We start from the raw sequence: 20,066 nt of genomic DNA, 5'->3' as shown, positions 1-20,066 counted from the left end.
ACATTGATGAACTATCTTGCCTTAATTAGTGTGTCATTCATCGTCATCAGTGCGATTCTTGTCGCCATCGGATGGGTGATTATCGCAAAAGACCGCAGCAACATCGAAAAACATAAAAAGGTGATGACGGCCGCAGCGATTGCAGCGACGACGTTCTTCATCCTTTACGTCTCGCGTACCATTTTTGTCGGCAACACGGCATTCGGAGGACCGGATTCAGTGAAGCCGTTCTATCTTGGTTTTATGATTTTCCATATTCTTCTCGCGACAACAGGTGGTATCCTCGGATTGATTACGCTCTATCTCGGTTATAAAAACAAAATCGAGAAGCACCGGAAAATCGGTCCAAAAGCGTCAGTCGTCTGGTTCTTCACGGCCATTACGGGGGTGACGGTTTACATTCTTCTCTATGTGGCATATGACCCAGGTGAAACGACGAACGTATTCCGCGCGATAATCGGAGGATGATCCATAGAGAGGGAGAGCTGTATGAAACGGAATAGCTATTTGACGGTCGGTTTGACCGTCTTGACGCTTGTCGTCATCGGAGTAGCCGTGTATTTTGTTTTCTTCAATCAAGACGACCTACCCGTCATTCAAGAACCAACCCCGTTCACATTAACGAACGCATTAAATGAAGAGACCTATAATTCCGACAACGGAAAAGTGAAGATTGTGACGTTCTTCTATACGAACTGTCCAGATATTTGTCCGCTCACGTTGCGTGATTTTATGAAACTCGAAAAAGAATTGAAAAAAGAGAACTTATACGGCTCGGACGTAGAACTCGTCGCGATCACGGTTGACCCGGAGGTGGATACCGTGCCCGTTCTGAAAAATTACGGAGAAGCATTCCAAGCAGAGCCGACTGGATGGAAGATGTTGACGGGAGACCAGGTAGACATTGACCGAATCACACGTCAGCTACAGTTCTATTATTCGAAGGCGAACAGCGGACTCGTGACGCATGCGACGACGATGTACGTCATCGACCGCCATCATGATGTCCGTGCTGTCGCGCAGATGGCGACGGCAGGGGATGAACCGGTCGATATCGAATCTATCATGGAGGACGTTAAAGTGCTCGCGAATGAAAAGGAGTGATCACCATGAACGATACGATGGCTGTGATTGGGAATGACTATTCATACGGAGACGTGACGATTGCGGAACGGGCGATTGAAGATTTGATCGCGTGTAGCGCGATTGAATTCGGCTTGAAAGAAGTGAAAGTCGTCTCTCGCTCGAAAGACCACTATGATTATCAAATCATTGCACCATTATCACTCGTCGAGGCAGAGCGATTGTATCGCTATGTTCGAGACCAATTCGATTTATTGCTCGGTCAAGTCGACGTGACGTTGACCGTCATTGCGACTAACTGATTAAAGCCCACGGAAGCGAATCTGCTTCGGTGGGCTTTGTTTTCATTCGTACTTTTTAGTGAGCTTGATACAAGATTAAAATTTTATTCTTAAGTGGGTCATGAAAAAGTTCTGCAAAGAAGCAATGCCCATCTTGAAAGTCATCTAGGTCTGCTTCATTTGAAAGGACGATATGAGATTTGTATGACTCGTTCCATTGAGATCGAATATCGCTGATTGATTGAGGTTCTAATATATTTCGATCATGTATTTGATAAGTTGAGAGATAAAGAGTCTGGATAGATTCAGAACAAATCATTTGTTCTAATTCATTGATTGAATCAGGCAGAGGAAGCACTTCTAATTGGATGCGTGACGCCCCAGAGTATAAGATGTTGCCCTTTCTTTCAAAATAAATCGAGTGATTCAAGGTCGGGAGCCTCCGATCTAGTCAAAAAAACAAACCCCTTCGCTTATGCAAGGGGTTTGACTTCTAATGTTTCTGCGAGTGCTTTTAGACGGCGCTCACAGTCGCGGACGATTTCTTCTGGGAAGACTTCATCGTATTCAACACCGTGTGGATAATAATGCTTTCCTAAAATCGGTGTAAGCATTTTGACAACAGCGTGACGATCTTCGATTTGACCTTCGATCGCGTATACAGGTAAGCGAAGATAGAATGTTTCGCCAGTCGATTGTTTCTCATATTTCATGTCATACGTGGCACGCTCATAATCCCAAGCACCTTCACGGATGAAATGATGATGATCCATGATCGTCTCGAGCAAACCAAAACGGATTTCTTTTCCCTCGATGTGGAACTGCTCAAATTTCATCATAATCCCCCTTTTCGAATAAACCTCATATGTCATCATACCATATTCAAAAACGTTCTTGGAATAACGTGTGTTCAAATTGTGAAAAAAAGATGAACGATTAATCAGCCGAGTGAATTTAAGTATTCCTCGATTTTTTGAGGGAGTTTCACGCCAAGAGGTAGCAGTCCTTCTGATCCGAAAAAGACGTTGAATTCCAAAATGTAAAATCCTTCTTCCGTCACGATGACGTCAAACGCTGCGTGATTGATGGATAACGTGTTCGCGATCGATTGAACTTCTTGGACGACGTCTCCCGGGATATCTTCGTACGAGAAGTTAGCACCTTGAGCGACATTGTTTAAAAAAGCCTCGCTGACACGCCAATAGGCACCGACTACCTCTTCTCCAATCACGATGATGCGTAAGTCGCGATCGTTCGGGATGAACTCTTGGACATAGAACGTATCATGATTCTCGACGTATTCTAACCAGTCTTGGTCATTTTTGATTAACCATACCCCTTGACCCATTGAGGATTTGGCTTTTTTGGCGACGAACGGGTAGTGGAATTCTTCCAACACGCGTTCAATCGTGTATGGGTTCTTTCCATAAATCAATGTCTTCGGAATCCGGTGCGGATATGTCGCTTTAAAGGCGCGCGTCATCTCGATCTTGTCGTGCCCGAGGTGATAAGTCGCAGGTGATGGGAAGATCGCTTTATTCATCCCGTAGATGATGGAATTGACCATCCAATACTCAGGGAACAGGACGAGGTCGGCAGCGCGAACCTTGTCGAGCTGATCGAAATAATATTCGGGTTTCGCATAATCCGTCTTGATCCCGGCCGATCGGATCATATTAAAAGAAACTTTTTTCATACGTAGACGCATAGGTTGCGTCTGTTCACTTCCTTTCTACATGGAACGCCTTGCGGTCAACTTCAATTATAATGTGGATTGCTTACATAGGGAAACAATTGTGGTAAAATCATGGCAGAAAGGGTGAGGGGTATGATAATCACTGAACAGACGATTGCCCTGCTCGATCAAACAGAAGAATTGACCGATTTGATTGAAGCAAGCGAATCGTTTCAAACATATATTCAAACGAAAGCGGCACGTCTCGCATCACAAGAAGCAAAAGAGATCGAGCGTGAGTTCTTGAAGATGAAAGAGGACTATGAGTATGTCCAGCGATTCGGAAAGCATCATCCGGACCACGATCGCATCAAAAAAGAGATGCATCTCATCAAACGTCGTCTCGACGTTCAGCCAGAAATCGCTGCGTTCAAAAAAGCGGAACGAAGCTTGGATAAGTTGTTAGGGGAAGTGAGTGAACTATTGGCTCATTCGGTCTCTCCAAAAATCAAGGTCCCGACCGGCAATCCATTCTTTGATGAAGGTGGATGTTCAGGTGGAGGTAGCTGCGGAGGAGGCGGAAGTTGTGGATGCGCCGTCTAAGTTGAATGAACGGATTGGCTTCGTCGTATATGTGAATTCCTTGAAACAAGTGAAAGCGTTAAGACGTTATGCGAATCTTTACTTTGTCTCAAAACGAGAAAAGTATGCGTTTCTTTATACTGACCTCGAAGGTCATGAAGCCGTACTCGAACAAGTGAAAGCATTGCCGTTTGTGGAAGCGGTCGTTCGAAGCGAACGCCCATTCATTTCCGAAACGTACGAGACAAAATCGAAATAAACAAAAAGATGAAGGTGGCATCACCTTCATCTTTTCTGCTGGAGGGAAAGACATGCGTGTCATATCTGGAGAACGAAAAGGGACCCGTTTAAAAGCGGTCCCAGGAACGGCGACACGGCCGACGACCGATAAAGTGAAGGAATCGCTATTCAACATCATCGGACCTTATTTTTCAGGCGGAAAAGCACTAGACTTATACGCGGGCAGCGGTGGGCTCGGAATCGAGGCGTTATCACGAGGTTGTGACGAAGCTATTTTTGTCGATCGTCAACCGAAAGCCGTCCAAACGATTCAAGAGAACTTGCGAGCGACCCATTATGAAGTAAAAGGGAGAGTATATCGTCAAGACGCCAAGGCGGTACTCGAACAGCTCAAGGTTCAACAGGAACAATTCAAGCTCATCTTTATGGATCCTCCTTATCATGCGGAAGAACATGTGACCTTCTTACAGCTGATCGATGAGTCGAATCTCTTGATTGATATCGGCGTAGTCGTCTGTGAACACGGTAGCGACGTGACGTTACCGGAGCGGGTGGGACGATTTGAACGAATTAAAGAACAGCGATACTCAGATGTCATCACCATCAGTTTCTATGAGTACGCATCGGAGGAGTGACACGATGAAACGGATTGCGATTTGTCCGGGTAGCTTTGACCCCATCACGAACGGACATCTAGATATTATTGAACGAGCGGCGGCCATTTTTGACGAGGTCATTGTCGCCGTCCTTGAAAATTCAAGCAAAGCCCCATTATTTGATGTGGAGGAACGACTTGGACTGATCCGAGATGTGACAACACATCTGCCAAACGTGTCGGCTGACGCGTTCGGGGGATTGCTTGTCGAGTATGCCGCAGAGCGGGAAGCGGCGACGATCGTCCGTGGGCTCCGTGCAGTCTCAGATTTCGAATACGAGCTTCAAATCGCATCAATTAACAAAAAGTTGAATGAGAACGTCGAGACGTTGTTCATGATGACGAATAGTCAATATTCGTTCCTCAGCTCGTCGATTGTCAAAGAAGTGGCGAAATATGGGGCTTCGGTCAGTGAACTCGTACCGGAACAGGTTGAAATTGCCTTGCGTAAAAAGTATCAAGTGAGTTCGGGACAATGAAATCGTTAAAGATCGGTCTCGGTTTACTCGTCACAGTTCTTCTCTTCCTGTTCGTCCCACTTCCTTACTACATCTCTTCACCCGGAGCGGCGACCTCAATTGAAGAGTTCCTGACCGTCCAAGGTGGCGAAAAAGAGGATGGGGAACTGATGATGGTGACGATCTCCCAACGCCGTGCGACTCCGTTTTGGTTAGTGGAAAGTTGGGTGACCCCGTTCACGGAAGCGAATTTATCCAGTCGCTATTTATACGATGGGGAGAGTGAGGCAGACTATGAACGTCGCCAACAATTATTGATGGACTCCTCTCAACAAGCAGCGGTTCAATACGCCTATCAGTTAGCAGATCAAGACGTGACGGTCGATTTCGAGGGGATTTATGTATCCGCTCCGATTCCCGGATCTCTTGCAGCCAATGTGTTGAAGCCGGGTGATGTCATCACGGCTATCGATGGGATGTCCTTTGCCACTCGCGTCGACTTTTTGAATCGCATATCGGAATTTGAGGCGGGCGATGAAGTGGAGTTGACGATTGAACGAGACGGCGAAGAACGTGTCGTGCAAACGCTCATTCAGCCGATCGATCAAAGCGGAGATCGTGTCGGAATTGGAATCTATGAGCCACTTCCCGTTCAAGAAATCACGGCTGATCCTGAAGTCGATGTCGCTTTGACGAATGTCGGCGGTCCATCTGCAGGATTGATGTTCACGTTAGAAATTTATGATCAATTGACGCCAGGTGACTTGGCAAATGGAAAACGGATTGCCGGAACCGGAACGGTCGATGAGGAAGGGAATGTCGGACCTATCGGAGGTGCATGGCAGAAAATTGTCGCCGCCGACGAGGAAAGAGCGGAAGTCTTCTTTGTGCCTGCCGGTTCAAATTATGAAGAGGCGCTGGAATCACGAGACCGCCTAAACAGTGACATTGAAGTCGTCTCTGTCAAGACGGTCGAGGATGCGATTCGTTATTTAGAAGAGATGAACTGAGGGCGTTGCCGGTGCTCGATCAATGCATCATCTTGAAGCGGGAGTCGATATGCTTCGGTGACACGAGCTTCAAAATCGAGCCGGGCATCGAACTTACTGACGAGTTGCACGTCTTCCTTCACATCTCGTAGCGCATGTCGTCCGAGATCGTTGAAGGCGAGCGGTCTCACGTAAGGGACTTCATCAAAGCGTGTCGGTGCCTCGACTTTTAACCAGTGAAGCAGTACGGCGACGAACGCCCGCTGAATGGCGGTACGCGTGTAGCGACGTGTCGACACGACAGCAAGTGCACGTTCGAATGAAGGCTCGACTCCCGCCTGCTTAAGACGAGGTGCGAGAGAAGCATCAATTCCTACGAGCTCCGTCATTGTGTGGAGTGGCAAGGTTCTCAGTTTGAATTGTAAGACGGGCCAATAGTGTTCCCAATGTGTCATCGGTCGTGTCCGAAACATCGCTTCAGTTGATGCCGGGACGGCACGAACTTCACCGGTGCCTAAATAATGAGTCCGAATGCCTGTCGCCGACATGACATCCATTAATGAAGGGTCATGATAATCAGCCCCGAGCCGTTTGACTGTATGTAACTGAATCGATTTTGCTGCTTTGGCGTAATGGTAGCCCAAAATGTTGTTTGGTCGCGTCAAATCAAACGAGGGATAGACGGTCCGAAAAGCTCGACTCGAAGCTTGCGCGGACGAGTGCCCTTCTTGTAGCGCTTCTTTAAGCGCCTCTTTATAACGTGGCGCCTCTTCGACATGTGAACGGGCTGCATGTAGGATTGCATCTATATCCCCGCTCTCACTCCCGAACGATAGCGTCTGGCAACGGAGCTGTTCAGCAATCGAGACGGAGGCGCTAGCGAAACGGTCGGCGCGTTGGACCCCGTACTGGGTCGGTAACTCGATGACTAGATCGATTGCACCGCTCTCGACGGCAGCCTTAGCCCGTTTCCACTTGTCGAACGAGGCGGGTTCGCCCCGTTGAGTGAACTGGGCACTCATGATGGCAATCATGACATCCGCCCCGGTTTCGTGACGTGCAGTTTGCGCTTGATAATAGTGCCCGTTGTGAAACGGGTTGTACTCTGCAATAATGGCCGTCTTTTGCATGATTTACTCCTTTGCATTGTCGTATGGATTGGTGTAAGATGAGTAAGTACGCTTTGGCAAAGCGCCGTCGTCAACTGATTTTAGTGTAAAGAAAAAACATTGACAAAACAAGTTGGCCTATCTATAATTCATATTGTTGCAATTGAGGTGATTCGGATGAAATGGTCTATTGCACAGCTACTTAAGCTCCGAAACCAGGGTGACGGTTTTACAATCGATGAGATGGTAGAACTACCAGAGCTGACTCAGCTCCATCCGGATATCCGTTCGATTCGCCCGGTGCATGTGCACGGGGATGCATCGTTCACATCTAATCAAGTTACATTCAATCTGAAGATTCAAGGTGACCTGACGTTGCCAGATGCGCGAACGTTAGAAGATGTCACTTATGAATTCGATATTGAATCGCTCGAGCCTTTCTTTTTGGAGAATGGGCGTTATACGGAGCAATTCGATGACGTGAATTTGCCAGAAGGAAATACGATCAGTCTTGTACCGATTGTAAAAGAGCTCATCATGTTAGACGTCCCGATGCAAGTTTACGGGAACGAAACAGACAAAACTCAGGTTGAAGGAGAAGGCTGGACGCTTACTGACGAACAGCCCGAAGCCCAACCAAAAATTGACCCGCGTTTCGCGGGACTGGCCGACCTGTTCTCGAAAAAAGAGAACGAGGAAGGTTAACTTATCAAGGAGGTGGACAACGATGGCAGTACCATTCCGTAGAACGTCGAAAACTCGCAAACGTCTTCGTCGTACTCACTTCAAACTCAACGTACCTGGTATGAACGAGTGCCCGAACTGTGGCGAAATGAAACTTTCACACCGTGTTTGCAAATCTTGCGGACATTACAACGGTAAAGAAGTAACAAGCAAATAATGCTTGAAGGAGTGACCTGTTCTCAGGTCGCTCCTTTTTTGTTTGTCTTTTTTGGGTCATGGCGAAAAGATGTGGTAAACTTTTTGTGCGAAAATAGTTCGAATAGGAGGAGGACCATGATGAACTCCATCAAACGAATTGGTATCATCGGAAACGGAGCGGTCGGATTATTGATGGCATCTTTGCTCGCAGATGATTACGACGTGACGCTCTACGGAAGAAGCGGGTCATCTGATCCACTTGTCATCACACGGACCGGCGTGACGGAAGGGACGGCACGTGTGTCGTTCCGTTCCAGTCAGACGCTTCAAGAAACGGACGAGGATCTCTTTTTTGTCACGACAAAAGCCCATCAAGTCGAGGAAGCGACGGCTCGCCTCTCGGGTAAGGTGCCCGTCTTTATTTGTTCGAATGGGATTGCCCATCTGGAATATGCGAAACGTCGAGGGTTTCATTTAGGTGTCGTCGAGCATGGGGTGACGAAGCGTGGTCATGAGGTTGAGCATCGTGGACTCGGACGGATTCGGATCGGAAGCACATCGGTACTACACCCTCTATCATTTCAAGAGAGCCCACTTCACATTGTGTGGGAAGAAGAGATTGAGCAAGTCGTCATTGAAAAATTGTTTGCTAATGCCATCATCAATCCCATTACAGCGTTATGCCGGGTCCCGAACGGCGCACTCGCCGGCTCACCATATCGTGAAATCGCACAATCGATTTACGATGAGTTGATACCGTTGTTTGCGCAGCACGTCTCGTATTCCTACATCGAGACGATTGTCGAACGTACCGCAGAGAATCACTCCTCGATGCTGCGCGACCTTGAAGAAGGTCGGCCGACCGAGGTGGATGCAATTTTGAAACCGGTGATTGAAAAAGCCGAACAAATGCAGATTTCTCTCACTGTCATTCCGCTATTACATAAACTGATTCTAGGAGCGAGCGCATCGTGTTAGTGTATATCGTTTCATTTCCACTCATCTTATGGTTTATGGTGTATATGATACTTAGAAAAATTATGCCGAAATCAATCAACTCATTCAAGCTCGCATGCGATGCCGGAGTCATCCTTTGGTTTTATGCATGCAGTATTTTACTTGAGGCCATCGTCGGGACGGATATGTTGCTGTTATTGCTCGCAGCCTGCTGTGCGATTTTCCCAATCAATGCGATTTGGCAGCGGATTCGTTATGAGGAAGTGTTGTTCACGAAGATGTTCGTCCATGGTTGGCGGTTACTCTTCTTGCTACTTGTTCCGACCCACGCCATTTTATTCGCGATCGGTGTAGCCCAAGGCATGATTCGTTGATTGATTGAAAGGAAGTTGTTATACGTGAAGGTAGAAGCATTTGATGCTCTATATGCATCCACAACACCGATGATTCAAATCGATCATGAATATGGTCGCTGGCTCGATTATCGAGGGATGGATGAAATCGAAAAACGTGCCGAGGAGGTCTCAGGGCGCACCTATGAGCATCTGTCGGAGCTCGTCGAGATAATAAAGGGACAACAAGAACAGTTCGGGGAACTTTCGGAAGAGTTGGAAGCGAAGCTGGAGTTACTCGCTCAGCGAAAAGCGTACGTGATGGTGACGGGGCAACAGGTCGGCGTATATGGAGGACCTTTGTTTGCCGTATACAAACTGTTAGCGGTCATCAAACGGGCAAAACAGGCTGAAGCGAAATTAGGGAAACCGGTCCTTCCTGTCTTCTGGATGGCTACGGAAGATCATGACTTTGCTGAAATCAACCATGTCTTCACAACACAGGCGTTTTCGAGGACGTTGAAAAAAGATGCCTTGTCATCGTTACCGCTTGCAGGAAAAGCATCGATAGGGGACTTAGAGTTCGAACGGGTAAAGCTCGAACTTGTTCAAATGGCGCAACGTCTTCTACTGAATGAAACAGAGACACCGTATACTTCACATTTGTATCATGAGCTGATTGACCTCATTCAAGTGAGTCGTTCGTTCGCTCACTTTTTCGGTGGAATGATGCGGCGATTCGTCGGATCTGACTTTTTATTGTTTGACCCGCACGCGAAAGACGTACGGGCTCTCGAACGACCGATGTTCCGACGTCTCATCGAGCATCATGACAAGCTCCATGAAGCGCTCGGTCATGCGTATGAAGAAGGGATGCCATCGGTCGACTTGAACAGAGATGCGGCCCATCTGTTTTATCACGATGGGACACGAGAGCTGCTCACAAAGGTCGATGGCGTGTTCACGACAAAGCGAGGGCATCGCTTCACTGAAGGCGAACTGCTCACAGAGATAGAGACGCACCCGGAGCGTTTCTCAAATAACGTGGTCTCCCGTCCGCTCATGCAGGATTTCCTGTTCCCGACTCTTGGGTATGTGGCAGGTCCCGGTGAAATTGCCTATTGGCTCCAGCTTCGACCGCTCTTCCACGTGATGGGCTGGAAGATGCCACTGCTCTTGCCGCGTCTTGGTGCGTTGATCGTGTCAAGAAATGATGAGAAGAAGCTTCGTCAAGAAAGCGTGACATTGGAGCAGTATATGAAGCAACCGCTTCCGGACCATGCCTTTGACGACGAAGCGTTTGAAGAAGAGCTATATGCGTACCGGACGCTCACGGAGGCCGTCAGTCATGAGGCAGGGAAACAAGGAAGACGATTTGAGGCGAAGTCGAGACATGTGCTCGAGCGATTGGCAGATGAGATGCGTGCCGAATCGAAGCGAGAACAATATCGCTTGAATGCACGACGGATTCATCTATCGACCCGACTGTTCCCGATGGATGCCCCTCAAGAACGTATCCTCTCGATGGTTCCGATGCTAAATCGTCACGGACTAGATGTGTTTCAACGATTGAAACAGGCATATGAACAATCCGATTCGGAGCGATGTTTGTTCTATGTATAATCATTTTTTGGAGAGCTCTTGACATTTGTCAGGAGCTTTTTTTCGTTGTTACCTTTTTGTTTCCTCTTTTCACTAAAAACCTGTACGGACCTTGACATTTTTATGATAAAGTAAGTGTAATAAAACAGTTGAAATATGTAGGTTGAGAGGGTTTTTTGAATGTTTGAGCATGAAACGGTTTTAAAAATGGAGTCCATTGAGGGATTGAACATCAAACCAGATGGGGTATATGTCGATTGTACGTTAGGTGGAGCGGGTCATAGTGAAGAAATCGCAAAGCGTCTAACGACGGGTCAACTATATGCGTTCGACCAAGATGACGTCGCGCTCGCACATGCGAAAGAGCGATTGGCTCCTTATGAAGGCCGTGTGACGTTTATAAAGAGCAATTTCGTTCACTTGAAGGAAGAACTCGCCCAACGTGGTGTGACAAAAGTGGACGGTGTACTATTCGACCTAGGCGTTTCTTCGCCACAGCTAGATGAGGCGGAGCGCGGGTTCAGTTACAACTATGACGCACCGCTCGATATGAGAATGGACCGGTCACGGGACTTTTCAGCCTATCATGTTGTGAACGAATGGTCGTTCGGAGAACTTGCTCGTATTTTCTTTACATACGGGGAGGAAAAGTTTTCAAAGCAAATCGCACGAAAGATTGAGCAAGCCCGTGCCGATAAACCGATTGAGACGACATTCGAGCTTGTCGACTTGATTAAAGAAGCGATTCCTGCACCAGCTAGACGAAAAGGCGGACACCCGGCGAAGCGGACGTTCCAAGCGATTCGAATCGCCGTCAATGATGAGTTGAACGTATTCGACCGCGCCGTTCAAGATGCGATTGATTTACTTGCATTGAATGGACGCATCTGTGTCATCACGTTCCATTCGTTAGAAGACCGCATTTGTAAACAAGTGTTCAAAGAGCGAAGCCAGCATCCACCATTACCACCGGGGTTGCCGGTCATTCCGAAAGAATTTGAACCTGAACTCAAACTCATCACGCGTAAGCCAATCGTGGCGAGTGAGGGAGAACTTGAAGATAACCGTCGTTCACGCTCTGCTAAGTTGAGAGTGGCCGAAAAACAAAAATAACCGAGAGTGTAGGAGGGATACCTGATGCCAGAAGCTGCCCGTAAGGCGTTGCAGCCTCAAGTAACACCGAATCGAAATCCGATTCCGCAAGAACGACCAATACCTGCTCCAAAACGACGCACGTTGACCTTGTTTGAATCGATCCTGTATCCAGTGATGATTGGTTCAGTGGTCATGTTCGGTGGCATCACGGTGTCGAAGCACAATGAAGCGTATAATATTATGCGTGATACAGCAGCCGTCAATCAGCAGGTCGACGGGGTTGCAAAAGAAAACGAAGAACTAAAGTATGAAATCGCCCAATTAAGCTCGCCCGAAAGAATTTATGCGATTGCCGAGAAGCTCGGAATGAAATTCAATGAAAAGAATGTCAAGGTGATTGATTGATGAATTCTTTAAAACAGAGTAAAAAAAGAGTGGCGTGGGTAGCGATTGTCTGCTTCACCCCGCTCTTTTTATTTTTTGTTGGATGGTTCCTTTATTTATCCGTCACCCATACGTACAAAGGGGAGAACATGCTCGCATTCGCGGAAGAGCAACGGTGGAAAGCGGTCAGTACGTTAGAAGCGGAACGGGGCGAGGTGTATGATCGCTTCGGTCAACCGATTGCCATCAACATTCCATCATACCGGCTCGTTGCCGTTTTGAAACTCGGTGGTGAGCGGGTCAAAGGGAAGACGCTTATGCCCGATGAGTTCGCCGAAGCGGCGAAGCAATTGTCGACCGTGCTTCCTATGACAGAAGCCGATTTATTGAAACGACTTGAACAAAATGCCGACCTTGGACAAATCGAGTTCGGTGTTCCCGGTCGTGACTTGACCGTAGAACAAAAAGAAGAGATCGAAGCATTCGACCTAAACGGCATCACGTTTGTCGAGGAACCGAAGCGCTATTACCCGAACAAAGTATTTGCTTCCTCGGTAATCGGATATGCCCAGAAAATTGACCAGAACGGTCGTATCGAACTCGTCGGTGAATTAGGGATTGAAAAGTCTCTGAATGATATTTTAAGTGAATCGTACGGTCTGTATCGATTTGAGAAAGATTTGGCAGGTCGTGAACTCATATCGAGTGACGAGCAGTTGAAGATTGAACCGGAAGACGGGGCGGACGTCCAATTGACAATCGACCACAGAATCCAACAGTTGCTCGAAACGAAGATGAATGAGTTGTATGAGGAGTATGAGCCGAAACATGCGACGGCCATCATCATGGACCCGAAAACGGGAGAGATCATCGCACTATCGGACCGACCATCGTTTGATCCGAACACACGCGAGATTTCTTCGTACAGTAACTTCTCTGTTTCGTCTCGATTCGAACCTGGATCGACGATGAAGATCTTTACGCTCGCGGCAGCCATCAACGAAGGCGTGTACAATCCGAATGAGCTGTACGAATCCGGTTCATACAAATATGGCAAGACGGTCTTCAATGATTACAACATTACGGGATGGGGTACCATTCCTATGGTAGAAGGCGTCTGGCATTCGTCGAACGTAGCATTCTCGATTTTAGCGAACGAACGACTTGGTCTCAGTCGATATGAAGATTACTTTAAAGCTTTCAAGTTTGATCAGCGGACAGGAATCGATTTGCCTGGAGAGGTCAATAGTCAATTCGATTTCGAAAGTCCGATGAACGTCTTGATTACGGCATGGGGACAATCGACAGCGGTGACACCGATGCAAATTTTGCAAGCGACATCGGCCATCGCAACGGATGGGACGATGAAGCAACCGCACCTCATCAAGAAAATCGTCAACAGCGAGACCGGCGAAACGATTCGGACGACCAATCCGAAAGAAGTCGGTCAACCGATCACGGCGGAGACAGCCAAAAAGACACGTGAAGCGCTCGACGGTGTCGTCAATAGCGATGTGGGAACCGGGCAACTGTATGCGTTAGACAACTATCGTGTCGTCGGAAAGACCGGTACCGCTCAAATCGCCGAGAACGGAAAATATTTGAGTGGACAGTATATTCACTCATTCGTCGGGATGGCTCCGGAAGACGATCCGGAACTTGTCATGTATATCGCGGTGGACAGACCGAACAGTGACTCGTCTACGACCGGACCACGAATCATGGCGCCACTTTTCAAAGACGTGATGGATGTCGCATTACGTTACCGGAGTGTCGAGCCTGAAAAACAAGAAAAAGCAGTCGAAGCCTCGACGAAGACAACGTCTTCGTATATCGGTCAAAACCGTGAAGAGGCAGTGAACGCATCGACGGAGAATTCCTTCAATCCGATCGTGTTAGGTGATGGAGACGAAGTGATTGCGCAGAGTCCTGTGAAAGGACAATCTTATGTCGTCGGTGAACGATTGTTGCTAAAAACGAGCGAGTCGTTTACGATGCCTACATTAAAAGGTTGGTCGTTGCGTGACGTCAAACGTTTAGCGACCCTTTATCAATTAAATTTAGAAATCGACGGTACCGGATTTGTCACATCGCAATCGATTGGCAAAGGGAAACCGGTCAAAACAGGTGCCTCCTTGAAAGTGAAATTGGAGACACCGTCGAATTAACGCACGAGATGAAGAGGGCTGCGGCTCTCTTTTCCTATGTAAGAGGAGGAAGTTTGTATGGAACAACTGACAGTTCAAAAATTGGCATCATGGTTTGGCATGGATCTAAATGACGAACGTCTCGTCGAACGGGTCGCCACAGATTCAAGAGATGCAAACGAGGCGGGTCTCTTCGTCCCAATTGTTGGGGCGCGAGTCGACGGTCATGATTACATCGAGGCGGCCGTTGAAAAGGGTGCGATTGTCACGTTCTGGGAAGAAGGTCGTCCTCAACCAGACAACCTAGTTGTCATCCCTGTGAAATCGACGATTGAGGCTTTGCAAACGGCAGCGGCGCGATATTTAGAAGAAATCAATCCGCTCGTCGTCGCCATTACAGGCTCGAATGGGAAGACGTCGACAAAAGACATGGTCGCTGTCGTGCTCGAGGAGAAGTTCAAGACGCATAAGACGGCCGGTAACTTCAACTCGGACGTCGGCTTGCCACTTACCGTTCTCAGAATGCCGCGGGATACGGAAGTAGCCGTCCTCGAGATGGGAATGAACGGATTCGGTCAAATCGAGACGCTGTCAAAACTCGCCAAGCCTGATGTGGCGTTTGTGACGAATATCGGGGAGTCCCACGGTGAACAAGTCGGCGGACGGACAGGTATCGCCAAGGCGAAACTTGAGATCAAGGCCGGTCTCAAAGCAGACGGTCGCTTGATCGTCGATGCGGATGAGCCACTTCTTTCTGGTCAAGGCTATCGCATCGGATACGATGAAACGGCAGACGGGAAAATTGAAGTGATCGAAACGACATTTGACGCATCGATCTTTAAATACAACGGGGACTTGTATGAACTAAAGGTGCTCGGTGCCCATCAGATTCGAAACGCAGCCTATGCAATCGCGTGTGGACTTGCGTTCGGTCTCGATCATGCGATGATTCAACGTGGCCTAGACCGAATCAAGTTGACGTCGATGCGGATGGAAAAACAGATGTTCGGCGAAGCTCACCTCATTAACGATGCCTACAACGCAAGTCCGACGTCGATGATTGCAGCGATTGAGACAGTCAAGTCGCTTGAAGGATTCTCGAAGCGTGTGCTCGTCCTTGGAGATATGTACGAGTTAGGAATGGATGAACAACTGCAACACGAACAAGTCGGTGGCGCGGTGACATCTCCCGTGACCGATTGTATTCTCGTTGGAGACAAGGCAAAATGGATCGCGGATGGGATTCAAGATTCACGAGTGAACGTTAAAATGGTCCCGACGGTTGAGGAAGCGAAGGCGCTCCTTCATCATTATCAACGACCGGATACTGTGGTATTGTTAAAGGCATCTCGAGGACTGGCGCTTGAGCGTCTTGTTCAATAAATAGAGTAGTGAGGTAGCAACATGTTAATTAGTTTAATCGTATTAATCAGTTCATTATTAAGTGTCTTGATCGTGATGCCGCGAGCCATCCCAGCATTGCGTCAATTAAAGTTCGGACAAGAGATTCGTGATGAAGGTCCAGGTTGGCACCAGAAGAAGTCGGGTACACCGACGATGGGTGGGATTGTCATCCTGCTCGCCATCCTCGTCGGATTCATCGTATCCGTCATCTTCGGCGAAGCGGTCGCAGGATTCGGTACCCTTCTATTCGTTACGATGGCATTCGGTGTCATCGGTTTCTTGGATGACTACATCAAAGTCGTCAATAAACGAAACCTCGGATTGACGTCCCTTCAGAAGTTGATCGGTCAAATCGTGGTATCGGTATTGTTTGCATGGTTCTTGTCACTCGGAGGAGACCTCGATACATCAATCTCGATCCCGTTCACGTCGATTTCGTTCGATACTGGATGGTTCTATATCGCCATCGTCATCTTCTGGCTCGTCGGGTTCTCTAACGCTGTCAACTTGACGGATGGATTAGACGGACTCGTCTCGTTCTCGGCCATCCCGACGTTCACATTCTTTGGGATTTACGCCCTTACACAAGATGAACTTGGGATTGCTTGGTTCGCGTTTGGGGTCATCGGTGCCTTGATCGGGTTCCTAGTCTTCAATAAGTATCCGGCTAAAATCTTCATGGGGGACACCGGTTCGCTCGCACTAGGCGGAGCCGTCGCTGGACTCGCTTTGATGTTGAAGCTCGAATTACTTCTCGTCTTCGTCGGCATCATCTTCGTCATCGAGACGTTGAGCGTCATCTTGCAAGTCATCTCGTTTAAAACGACGGGGAAACGACTCTTCAAGATGAGTCCAATCCATCACCACTTCGAAATGGTCGGGTGGTCAGAATGGCGCATCGTACTCACGTTCGGAGGCATCAGTTTAATTACAGCAGGTTTATCATTACTACTCATGTAAAAGGGTGAGACAGATGGAAAAGCAATGGCACGGTAAAAAAGTTCTTGTCCTCGGTGCTGCGAAGAGCGGTATTGCGGCGGCGATATATCTGCATCATGCGGGAGCAGATGTGACGATCAATACGGGGAATATCCCTCCGGAAGACGAACAGGAAAAAATTCAGGCGCTCGGGATTCAATCGGTGTTTAACGAGCATCCCCTCGCTCTGTTGAATGAGACAGAGGTGATTGTCAAAAACCCAGGCATCCCGTATCAGATTCCATTGCTTCAGGAAGCGATGTCTCGTCATATCCCGATCTATACTGAAGTGGAACTTGCTTATTTAGCAACGGAGGCGGAATTTGTTGCCATCACTGGCTCAAATGGGAAAACGACAACCACGACACTCGTCTATGAATTGCTCAAAGGTGGGGAGCGTCCGGTGCATCTTGCGGGAAACATCGGATTCCCTGCGATTGAAGTGGCGTCTCAGGCGAAGGCGGGCGATTTGATTGTGATTGAATTGTCGAGTTTTCAATTGATGGGGATTGAGTCGTTTCATCCTCGCTCGGCGGCACTACTCAATCTATCGGAAGCTCATTTGGACTATCATGGGGATTTTGATGCGTATGCGGATGCAAAAGGAAACTTGTTCCGTCGAATGACGAATGCAGATCAAATCGTCGTGAAAGTGACAGATCCGGAAGTGATGAAACGTGTCCCGGGAGAGATTGAACCGACTACGTTCAGCTTTGACCGGGGTGACGCTTCTGTCGTCGATGGATGGGTCACGGTTCGTGGTGAAAAAATCATGCCGGTAAATGAGTTGGCATTAGGCGGGGCGCACAACGTGGAAAATGTATTGGCTGCACTACTTTTAGTGGAACCATTCGCTATTCCACGTACGCATATCGAACGTGTGTTACGAAACTTCGGTGGCGTCGCGCATCGGACCGAGAGTCTCGGTGATGTGCTCGGACGTGCCGTCTACAATGATTCGAAAGCGACGAACAACGTGGCGGCGGAAGCGGCGTTACGTGGATTTGACGCCCCAATCGTCTGGCTTTGTGGTGGTCTCGAGCGTGGTGCGGACTTATCTTCGCTCGCCCCGGCTCTCTCAAACGTAAAAGCTGTCATCGCGTATGGTGAGACGAAAGAGCGTTTTAAAGAGCTCGGCGAGTCCCGACAGATTCCATCTTTCACCGTCGAGACGTTGGCAGACGCCGTTCCGCTCGCGTTTGAGCAATCCGAGACGGGAGACGTCATCTTACTCTCACCCGCTTGTGCTAGCTGGGATCAATTTAAAACGTTTGAAGAACGAGGCGAGCAGTTCGTTCAACTCGTCCGTTCATATGAGGAGGCGAACCGATGAAAATCATGATTTCTGGTGGTGGTACCGGTGGTCATATTTATCCGGCACTCGCATTGATTGAAACGCTAAAAAAACGTCACCCGGATTTACAGGTACAATACATCGGGACGGAGAATGGGTTAGAAGCTGATTTCGTACCGCGAGCCGGTGTCCCGTTCAAGTCGATTCAAATCGCAGGTCTGAAGCGTTCCCTTTCACTCGAGAACGTGAAGACAGCCTACTGGTTTTTGAAAGCCGTTCGGGCATTGAAAAAAGACATGGCGGCGTTTAAGCCGGACGTCGTGATTGGGACGGGTGGTTTCGTATCCGGCCCCGTCGTCTATACGGCACAACAGCTTGGGATCCCCACGATTCTGCATGAACAAAACAGTATCCCGGGATTAACTAACAAATTCTTATCGAAGAAAGCCGATCGGGTTGCCCTCTCGTTCAAAGGCTCAGATGTCCATTTCCCGGGTGCGAACGTTCGCTTGATTGGAAACCCGCGTGGTAGCGAAGTCTTGCAAACGGAAGTCGATGAGGCGTCCGTCCGCGAACAGTATCGTTTAGATGACCGTCCGATCGTCTTGGTGTATGGTGGGAGCCGCGGAGCCGAGGCAATCAACCGAGCGGTCGTGGAAGCGATCCCGTCGCTCTCAGAATTGCCAATCAACGTCCTTTACGTCACGGGGAAAGTGCATTTCGATGCGGTGTCGAAACAGGCGCCATCTTCTGATAATGTACACATCCATCCATACGTGTACGATATGCCATCTTTACTCGCCTGTACGTCACTCGTCATCTCACGAGCTGGCGCTTCGACGATTTCAGAATTGACCGCCATTGGTTTACCGAGCATTTTGGTACCTAGTCCGTACGTGACAGCTGACCATCAAACGAAAAATGCTTCGGCCCTCGTCGAGAACGGGGCGGCCATCCTTGTGAAAGAAGAGGCGTTGACGGGTGTTACGCTCGTAGAAGCGATTCGTCAAGCACTCGAACAGCGTGATGAGATGGCGAACGCATCGCGTGCACTCGGTTTCCCGGACGCGTCAGATGCATTGGCCGACCTGGTAGAAGAAGTCATTCAATAAAGGAGTAGAACCCGATGGAACCAAGCCAACAAACGGTACGTAGTCTCGAAGACCGTATTCCATACATGAAAAAACAACGGCGTAAAAAAGCGAACCGTCGGATGTTCTCTGTACTCTCACTGTTTGGAATTCTCATCCTACTCGTGGTCTACATGCAGACTTCGATGTCGAACGTGAAAGAAGTGAAGGTATCGGGTCTTTACTGGTTAGAAGAAACGTACGTGTTTCAGGACATGAAGCTCGATTCATCGACGAAGTTTGTCAGTCTGTCCCCAAACAAGATGAGTGAACAGATGGAAAAGTTGCCTGGTGTCAAACGGGTAGAAATCGATCGTTCTTGGTATAACAAGGTTCAAATCACCGTGACAGAAGAGAAAATGATCGCTTATGCGAAAGCGGAAAAAGGAGATGTCGTCGTGTTAGCCGACGGTTCACTCCATCCGACCGGAGCCATCACCGATCCGCAAAAGCTAAAGGACGGACCACTCTTACGAGAGTTCAACACGGAAGCGGAACTCGAAAAGATCGCAAGTGAACTCGAGCGGGTCGATGATGCGACACGGGCTCGTATGTCAGAAGTGATTTTATCGAAACGAAAAGATGAGCCGACGCGATACGAGATTTTTATGAACGATGGCAACACGTTACTCACACCGACATTGAAGTTAAGCGAGACCGTATCAAAGTATGGAGAAATTTATGAAAACATCCCGAAAGGTGAGCGTGGGACCGTCGTCATGGATGGTGGTTTTTATTTTGTTCCATACAAGAAAACGAATGAATAATCAGTTATATTACAGTCCTTAG

The 20,066-nt window shown here is 48.3% G+C and carries 25 protein-coding genes; 21 read left to right on the top strand and 4 right to left on the bottom strand.

Going from position 1 to position 20,066, the window contains the following annotated elements; all coding sequences use genetic code 11:
* Nucleotides 1-6 precede the first annotated feature (6 nt).
* Genes KNO61_RS05920 through KNO61_RS05910 form a run of 3 tightly spaced genes read left to right on the top strand, consistent with a single transcriptional unit; the run spans nt 7 to nt 1,385 of the window.
* Entirely contained in the window at nt 7-468 is a 462-nt protein-coding gene (locus tag KNO61_RS05920; protein WP_015881287.1) for a DUF420 domain-containing protein, read from the top strand.
* Between the two features lie 21 nt (nt 469-489).
* Entirely contained in the window at nt 490-1,104 is a 615-nt protein-coding gene (locus tag KNO61_RS05915) for an SCO family protein (RefSeq protein ID WP_214691094.1), read from the top strand.
* A gap of 5 nt (nt 1,105-1,109) precedes the next feature.
* Nucleotides 1,110-1,385, top strand: a complete 276-nt coding sequence (locus KNO61_RS05910; protein ID WP_015881289.1) for a hypothetical protein — start codon at nt 1,110-1,112, stop codon at nt 1,383-1,385.
* Between the two features lie 55 nt (nt 1,386-1,440).
* On the opposite strand, the gene KNO61_RS05905 is transcribed toward KNO61_RS05910, so the two are convergent.
* The 3 genes from KNO61_RS05905 to KNO61_RS05895 all read right to left on the bottom strand — a co-directional run bounded on the left by KNO61_RS05905 (nt 1,441) and on the right by KNO61_RS05895 (nt 3,060).
* A complete protein-coding gene (locus tag KNO61_RS05905) occupies nt 1,441-1,794 on the bottom strand; it encodes a hypothetical protein (RefSeq protein WP_214730939.1) in 354 nt (117 codons plus the stop codon).
* 43 nt (nt 1,795-1,837) lie between these two features.
* Nucleotides 1,838-2,200, bottom strand: a complete 363-nt coding sequence (locus tag KNO61_RS05900) for a YugN family protein (RefSeq protein ID WP_015881291.1) — start codon at nt 2,198-2,200, stop codon at nt 1,838-1,840.
* A 104-nt stretch (nt 2,201-2,304) separates the two neighbouring features.
* The gene (locus KNO61_RS05895; protein WP_251029733.1) at nt 2,305-3,060 is read right to left on the bottom strand and encodes an ATP-grasp domain-containing protein; all 756 of its coding nucleotides are present in this window, start codon (nt 3,058-3,060) and stop codon (nt 2,305-2,307) included.
* Nucleotides 3,061-3,192: 132 nt separating this feature from the next.
* Between KNO61_RS05895 and KNO61_RS05890 the strand changes: the two genes are divergently transcribed.
* From KNO61_RS05890 to KNO61_RS05870, 5 genes are read left to right on the top strand one after another with little or no spacing between them, the layout of a single operon-like run.
* Nucleotides 3,193-3,642, top strand: coding sequence for a YlbF/YmcA family competence regulator (locus KNO61_RS05890; RefSeq protein ID WP_015881293.1), 450 nt, complete (start codon nt 3,193-3,195; stop codon nt 3,640-3,642).
* On the top strand, nt 3,626-3,880 hold the full coding sequence (locus KNO61_RS05885) for a YlbG family protein (RefSeq protein ID WP_143406649.1): 255 nt from the start codon (nt 3,626-3,628) through the stop codon (nt 3,878-3,880). Before KNO61_RS05890 ends, KNO61_RS05885 begins: the two co-directional genes overlap by 17 nt.
* A gap of 52 nt (nt 3,881-3,932) precedes the next feature.
* Nucleotides 3,933-4,496: a 16S rRNA (guanine(966)-N(2))-methyltransferase RsmD gene (gene rsmD / locus KNO61_RS05880; RefSeq protein WP_214730942.1), complete on the top strand. Its 564-nt coding sequence runs from the start codon at nt 3,933-3,935 to the stop codon at nt 4,494-4,496.
* 4 nt (nt 4,497-4,500) lie between these two features.
* Nucleotides 4,501-4,995 (top strand): pantetheine-phosphate adenylyltransferase, encoded by a 495-nt coding sequence (coaD, locus tag KNO61_RS05875; RefSeq protein WP_015881296.1) that lies wholly within the window; start codon nt 4,501-4,503, stop codon nt 4,993-4,995.
* The gene (locus tag KNO61_RS05870) at nt 4,992-5,984 is read left to right on the top strand and encodes a SepM family pheromone-processing serine protease (RefSeq protein WP_214872761.1); all 993 of its coding nucleotides are present in this window, start codon (nt 4,992-4,994) and stop codon (nt 5,982-5,984) included. The genes coaD and KNO61_RS05870 overlap by 4 nt, the downstream gene beginning before the upstream one ends.
* On the opposite strand, the gene KNO61_RS05865 is transcribed toward KNO61_RS05870, so the two are convergent.
* Nucleotides 5,963-7,093 carry a tRNA(Met) cytidine acetate ligase gene (locus tag KNO61_RS05865; protein WP_078146642.1) on the bottom strand — a complete coding sequence of 377 codons (1,131 nt, stop codon included), beginning with the start codon at nt 7,091-7,093 and terminating at the stop codon, nt 5,963-5,965. The genes KNO61_RS05870 and KNO61_RS05865 overlap by 22 nt on opposite strands.
* A gap of 156 nt (nt 7,094-7,249) precedes the next feature.
* Here KNO61_RS05865 and KNO61_RS05860 point away from each other — a divergent pair, with 156 nt between their 5' ends.
* From KNO61_RS05860 to KNO61_RS05800, 13 genes are all read left to right on the top strand, one after another.
* Nucleotides 7,250-7,777, top strand: coding sequence for a YceD family protein (locus KNO61_RS05860; protein ID WP_015881299.1), 528 nt, complete (start codon nt 7,250-7,252; stop codon nt 7,775-7,777).
* A gap of 22 nt (nt 7,778-7,799) precedes the next feature.
* Nucleotides 7,800-7,973 carry a 50S ribosomal protein L32 gene (rpmF, locus tag KNO61_RS05855; protein WP_015881300.1) on the top strand — a complete coding sequence of 58 codons (174 nt, stop codon included), beginning with the start codon at nt 7,800-7,802 and terminating at the stop codon, nt 7,971-7,973.
* A gap of 119 nt (nt 7,974-8,092) precedes the next feature.
* Entirely contained in the window at nt 8,093-8,932 is an 840-nt protein-coding gene (locus tag KNO61_RS05850; protein ID WP_240499803.1) for a ketopantoate reductase family protein, read from the top strand.
* Nucleotides 8,926-9,285 (top strand): DUF3397 domain-containing protein, encoded by a 360-nt coding sequence (locus tag KNO61_RS05845; protein WP_015881302.1) that lies wholly within the window; start codon nt 8,926-8,928, stop codon nt 9,283-9,285. Before KNO61_RS05850 ends, KNO61_RS05845 begins: the two co-directional genes overlap by 7 nt.
* A 24-nt stretch (nt 9,286-9,309) precedes the next feature.
* Nucleotides 9,310-10,866: a bacillithiol biosynthesis cysteine-adding enzyme BshC gene (bshC, locus tag KNO61_RS05840; protein WP_214872760.1), complete on the top strand. Its 1,557-nt coding sequence runs from the start codon at nt 9,310-9,312 to the stop codon at nt 10,864-10,866.
* A 159-nt stretch (nt 10,867-11,025) separates the two neighbouring features.
* On the top strand, nt 11,026-11,958 hold the full coding sequence (gene rsmH / locus KNO61_RS05835; RefSeq protein ID WP_078146645.1) for a 16S rRNA (cytosine(1402)-N(4))-methyltransferase RsmH: 933 nt from the start codon (nt 11,026-11,028) through the stop codon (nt 11,956-11,958).
* 24 nt (nt 11,959-11,982) lie between these two features.
* Entirely contained in the window at nt 11,983-12,345 is a 363-nt protein-coding gene (gene ftsL / locus KNO61_RS05830) for a cell division protein FtsL (RefSeq protein WP_015881305.1), read from the top strand.
* The gene (locus tag KNO61_RS05825; RefSeq protein ID WP_214691088.1) at nt 12,345-14,492 is read left to right on the top strand and encodes a penicillin-binding protein; all 2,148 of its coding nucleotides are present in this window, start codon (nt 12,345-12,347) and stop codon (nt 14,490-14,492) included. Before ftsL ends, KNO61_RS05825 begins: the two co-directional genes overlap by 1 nt.
* 57 nt (nt 14,493-14,549) lie before the next feature.
* Complete coding sequence (locus KNO61_RS05820; protein ID WP_214730952.1) at nt 14,550-15,854, top strand: UDP-N-acetylmuramoyl-tripeptide--D-alanyl-D-alanine ligase; 1,305 nt, start codon at nt 14,550-14,552, stop codon at nt 15,852-15,854.
* 21 nt (nt 15,855-15,875) lie between these two features.
* Nucleotides 15,876-16,835: a phospho-N-acetylmuramoyl-pentapeptide-transferase gene (mraY, locus tag KNO61_RS05815; protein WP_214813460.1), complete on the top strand. Its 960-nt coding sequence runs from the start codon at nt 15,876-15,878 to the stop codon at nt 16,833-16,835.
* A gap of 13 nt (nt 16,836-16,848) precedes the next feature.
* Nucleotides 16,849-18,186 (top strand): UDP-N-acetylmuramoyl-L-alanine--D-glutamate ligase, encoded by a 1,338-nt coding sequence (gene murD / locus KNO61_RS05810; protein WP_214872759.1) that lies wholly within the window; start codon nt 16,849-16,851, stop codon nt 18,184-18,186.
* Nucleotides 18,183-19,259 (top strand): undecaprenyldiphospho-muramoylpentapeptide beta-N-acetylglucosaminyltransferase, encoded by a 1,077-nt coding sequence (murG, locus tag KNO61_RS05805; protein ID WP_214872757.1) that lies wholly within the window; start codon nt 18,183-18,185, stop codon nt 19,257-19,259. The genes murD and murG overlap by 4 nt, the downstream gene beginning before the upstream one ends.
* A gap of 14 nt (nt 19,260-19,273) precedes the next feature.
* Nucleotides 19,274-20,044 (top strand): cell division protein FtsQ/DivIB, encoded by a 771-nt coding sequence (locus KNO61_RS05800; protein ID WP_214687899.1) that lies wholly within the window; start codon nt 19,274-19,276, stop codon nt 20,042-20,044.
* Nucleotides 20,045-20,066: the final 22 nt, after the last annotated feature.

It is taken from the genome of Exiguobacterium sp. s140 (assembly GCF_018617035.1).
GTDB lineage: Bacteria > Bacillota > Bacilli > Exiguobacteriales > Exiguobacteriaceae > Exiguobacterium > Exiguobacterium profundum.
Note: the sequence above shows the minus strand (reverse complement) of the source record. Positions and strands in the feature narration are given on the sequence as shown.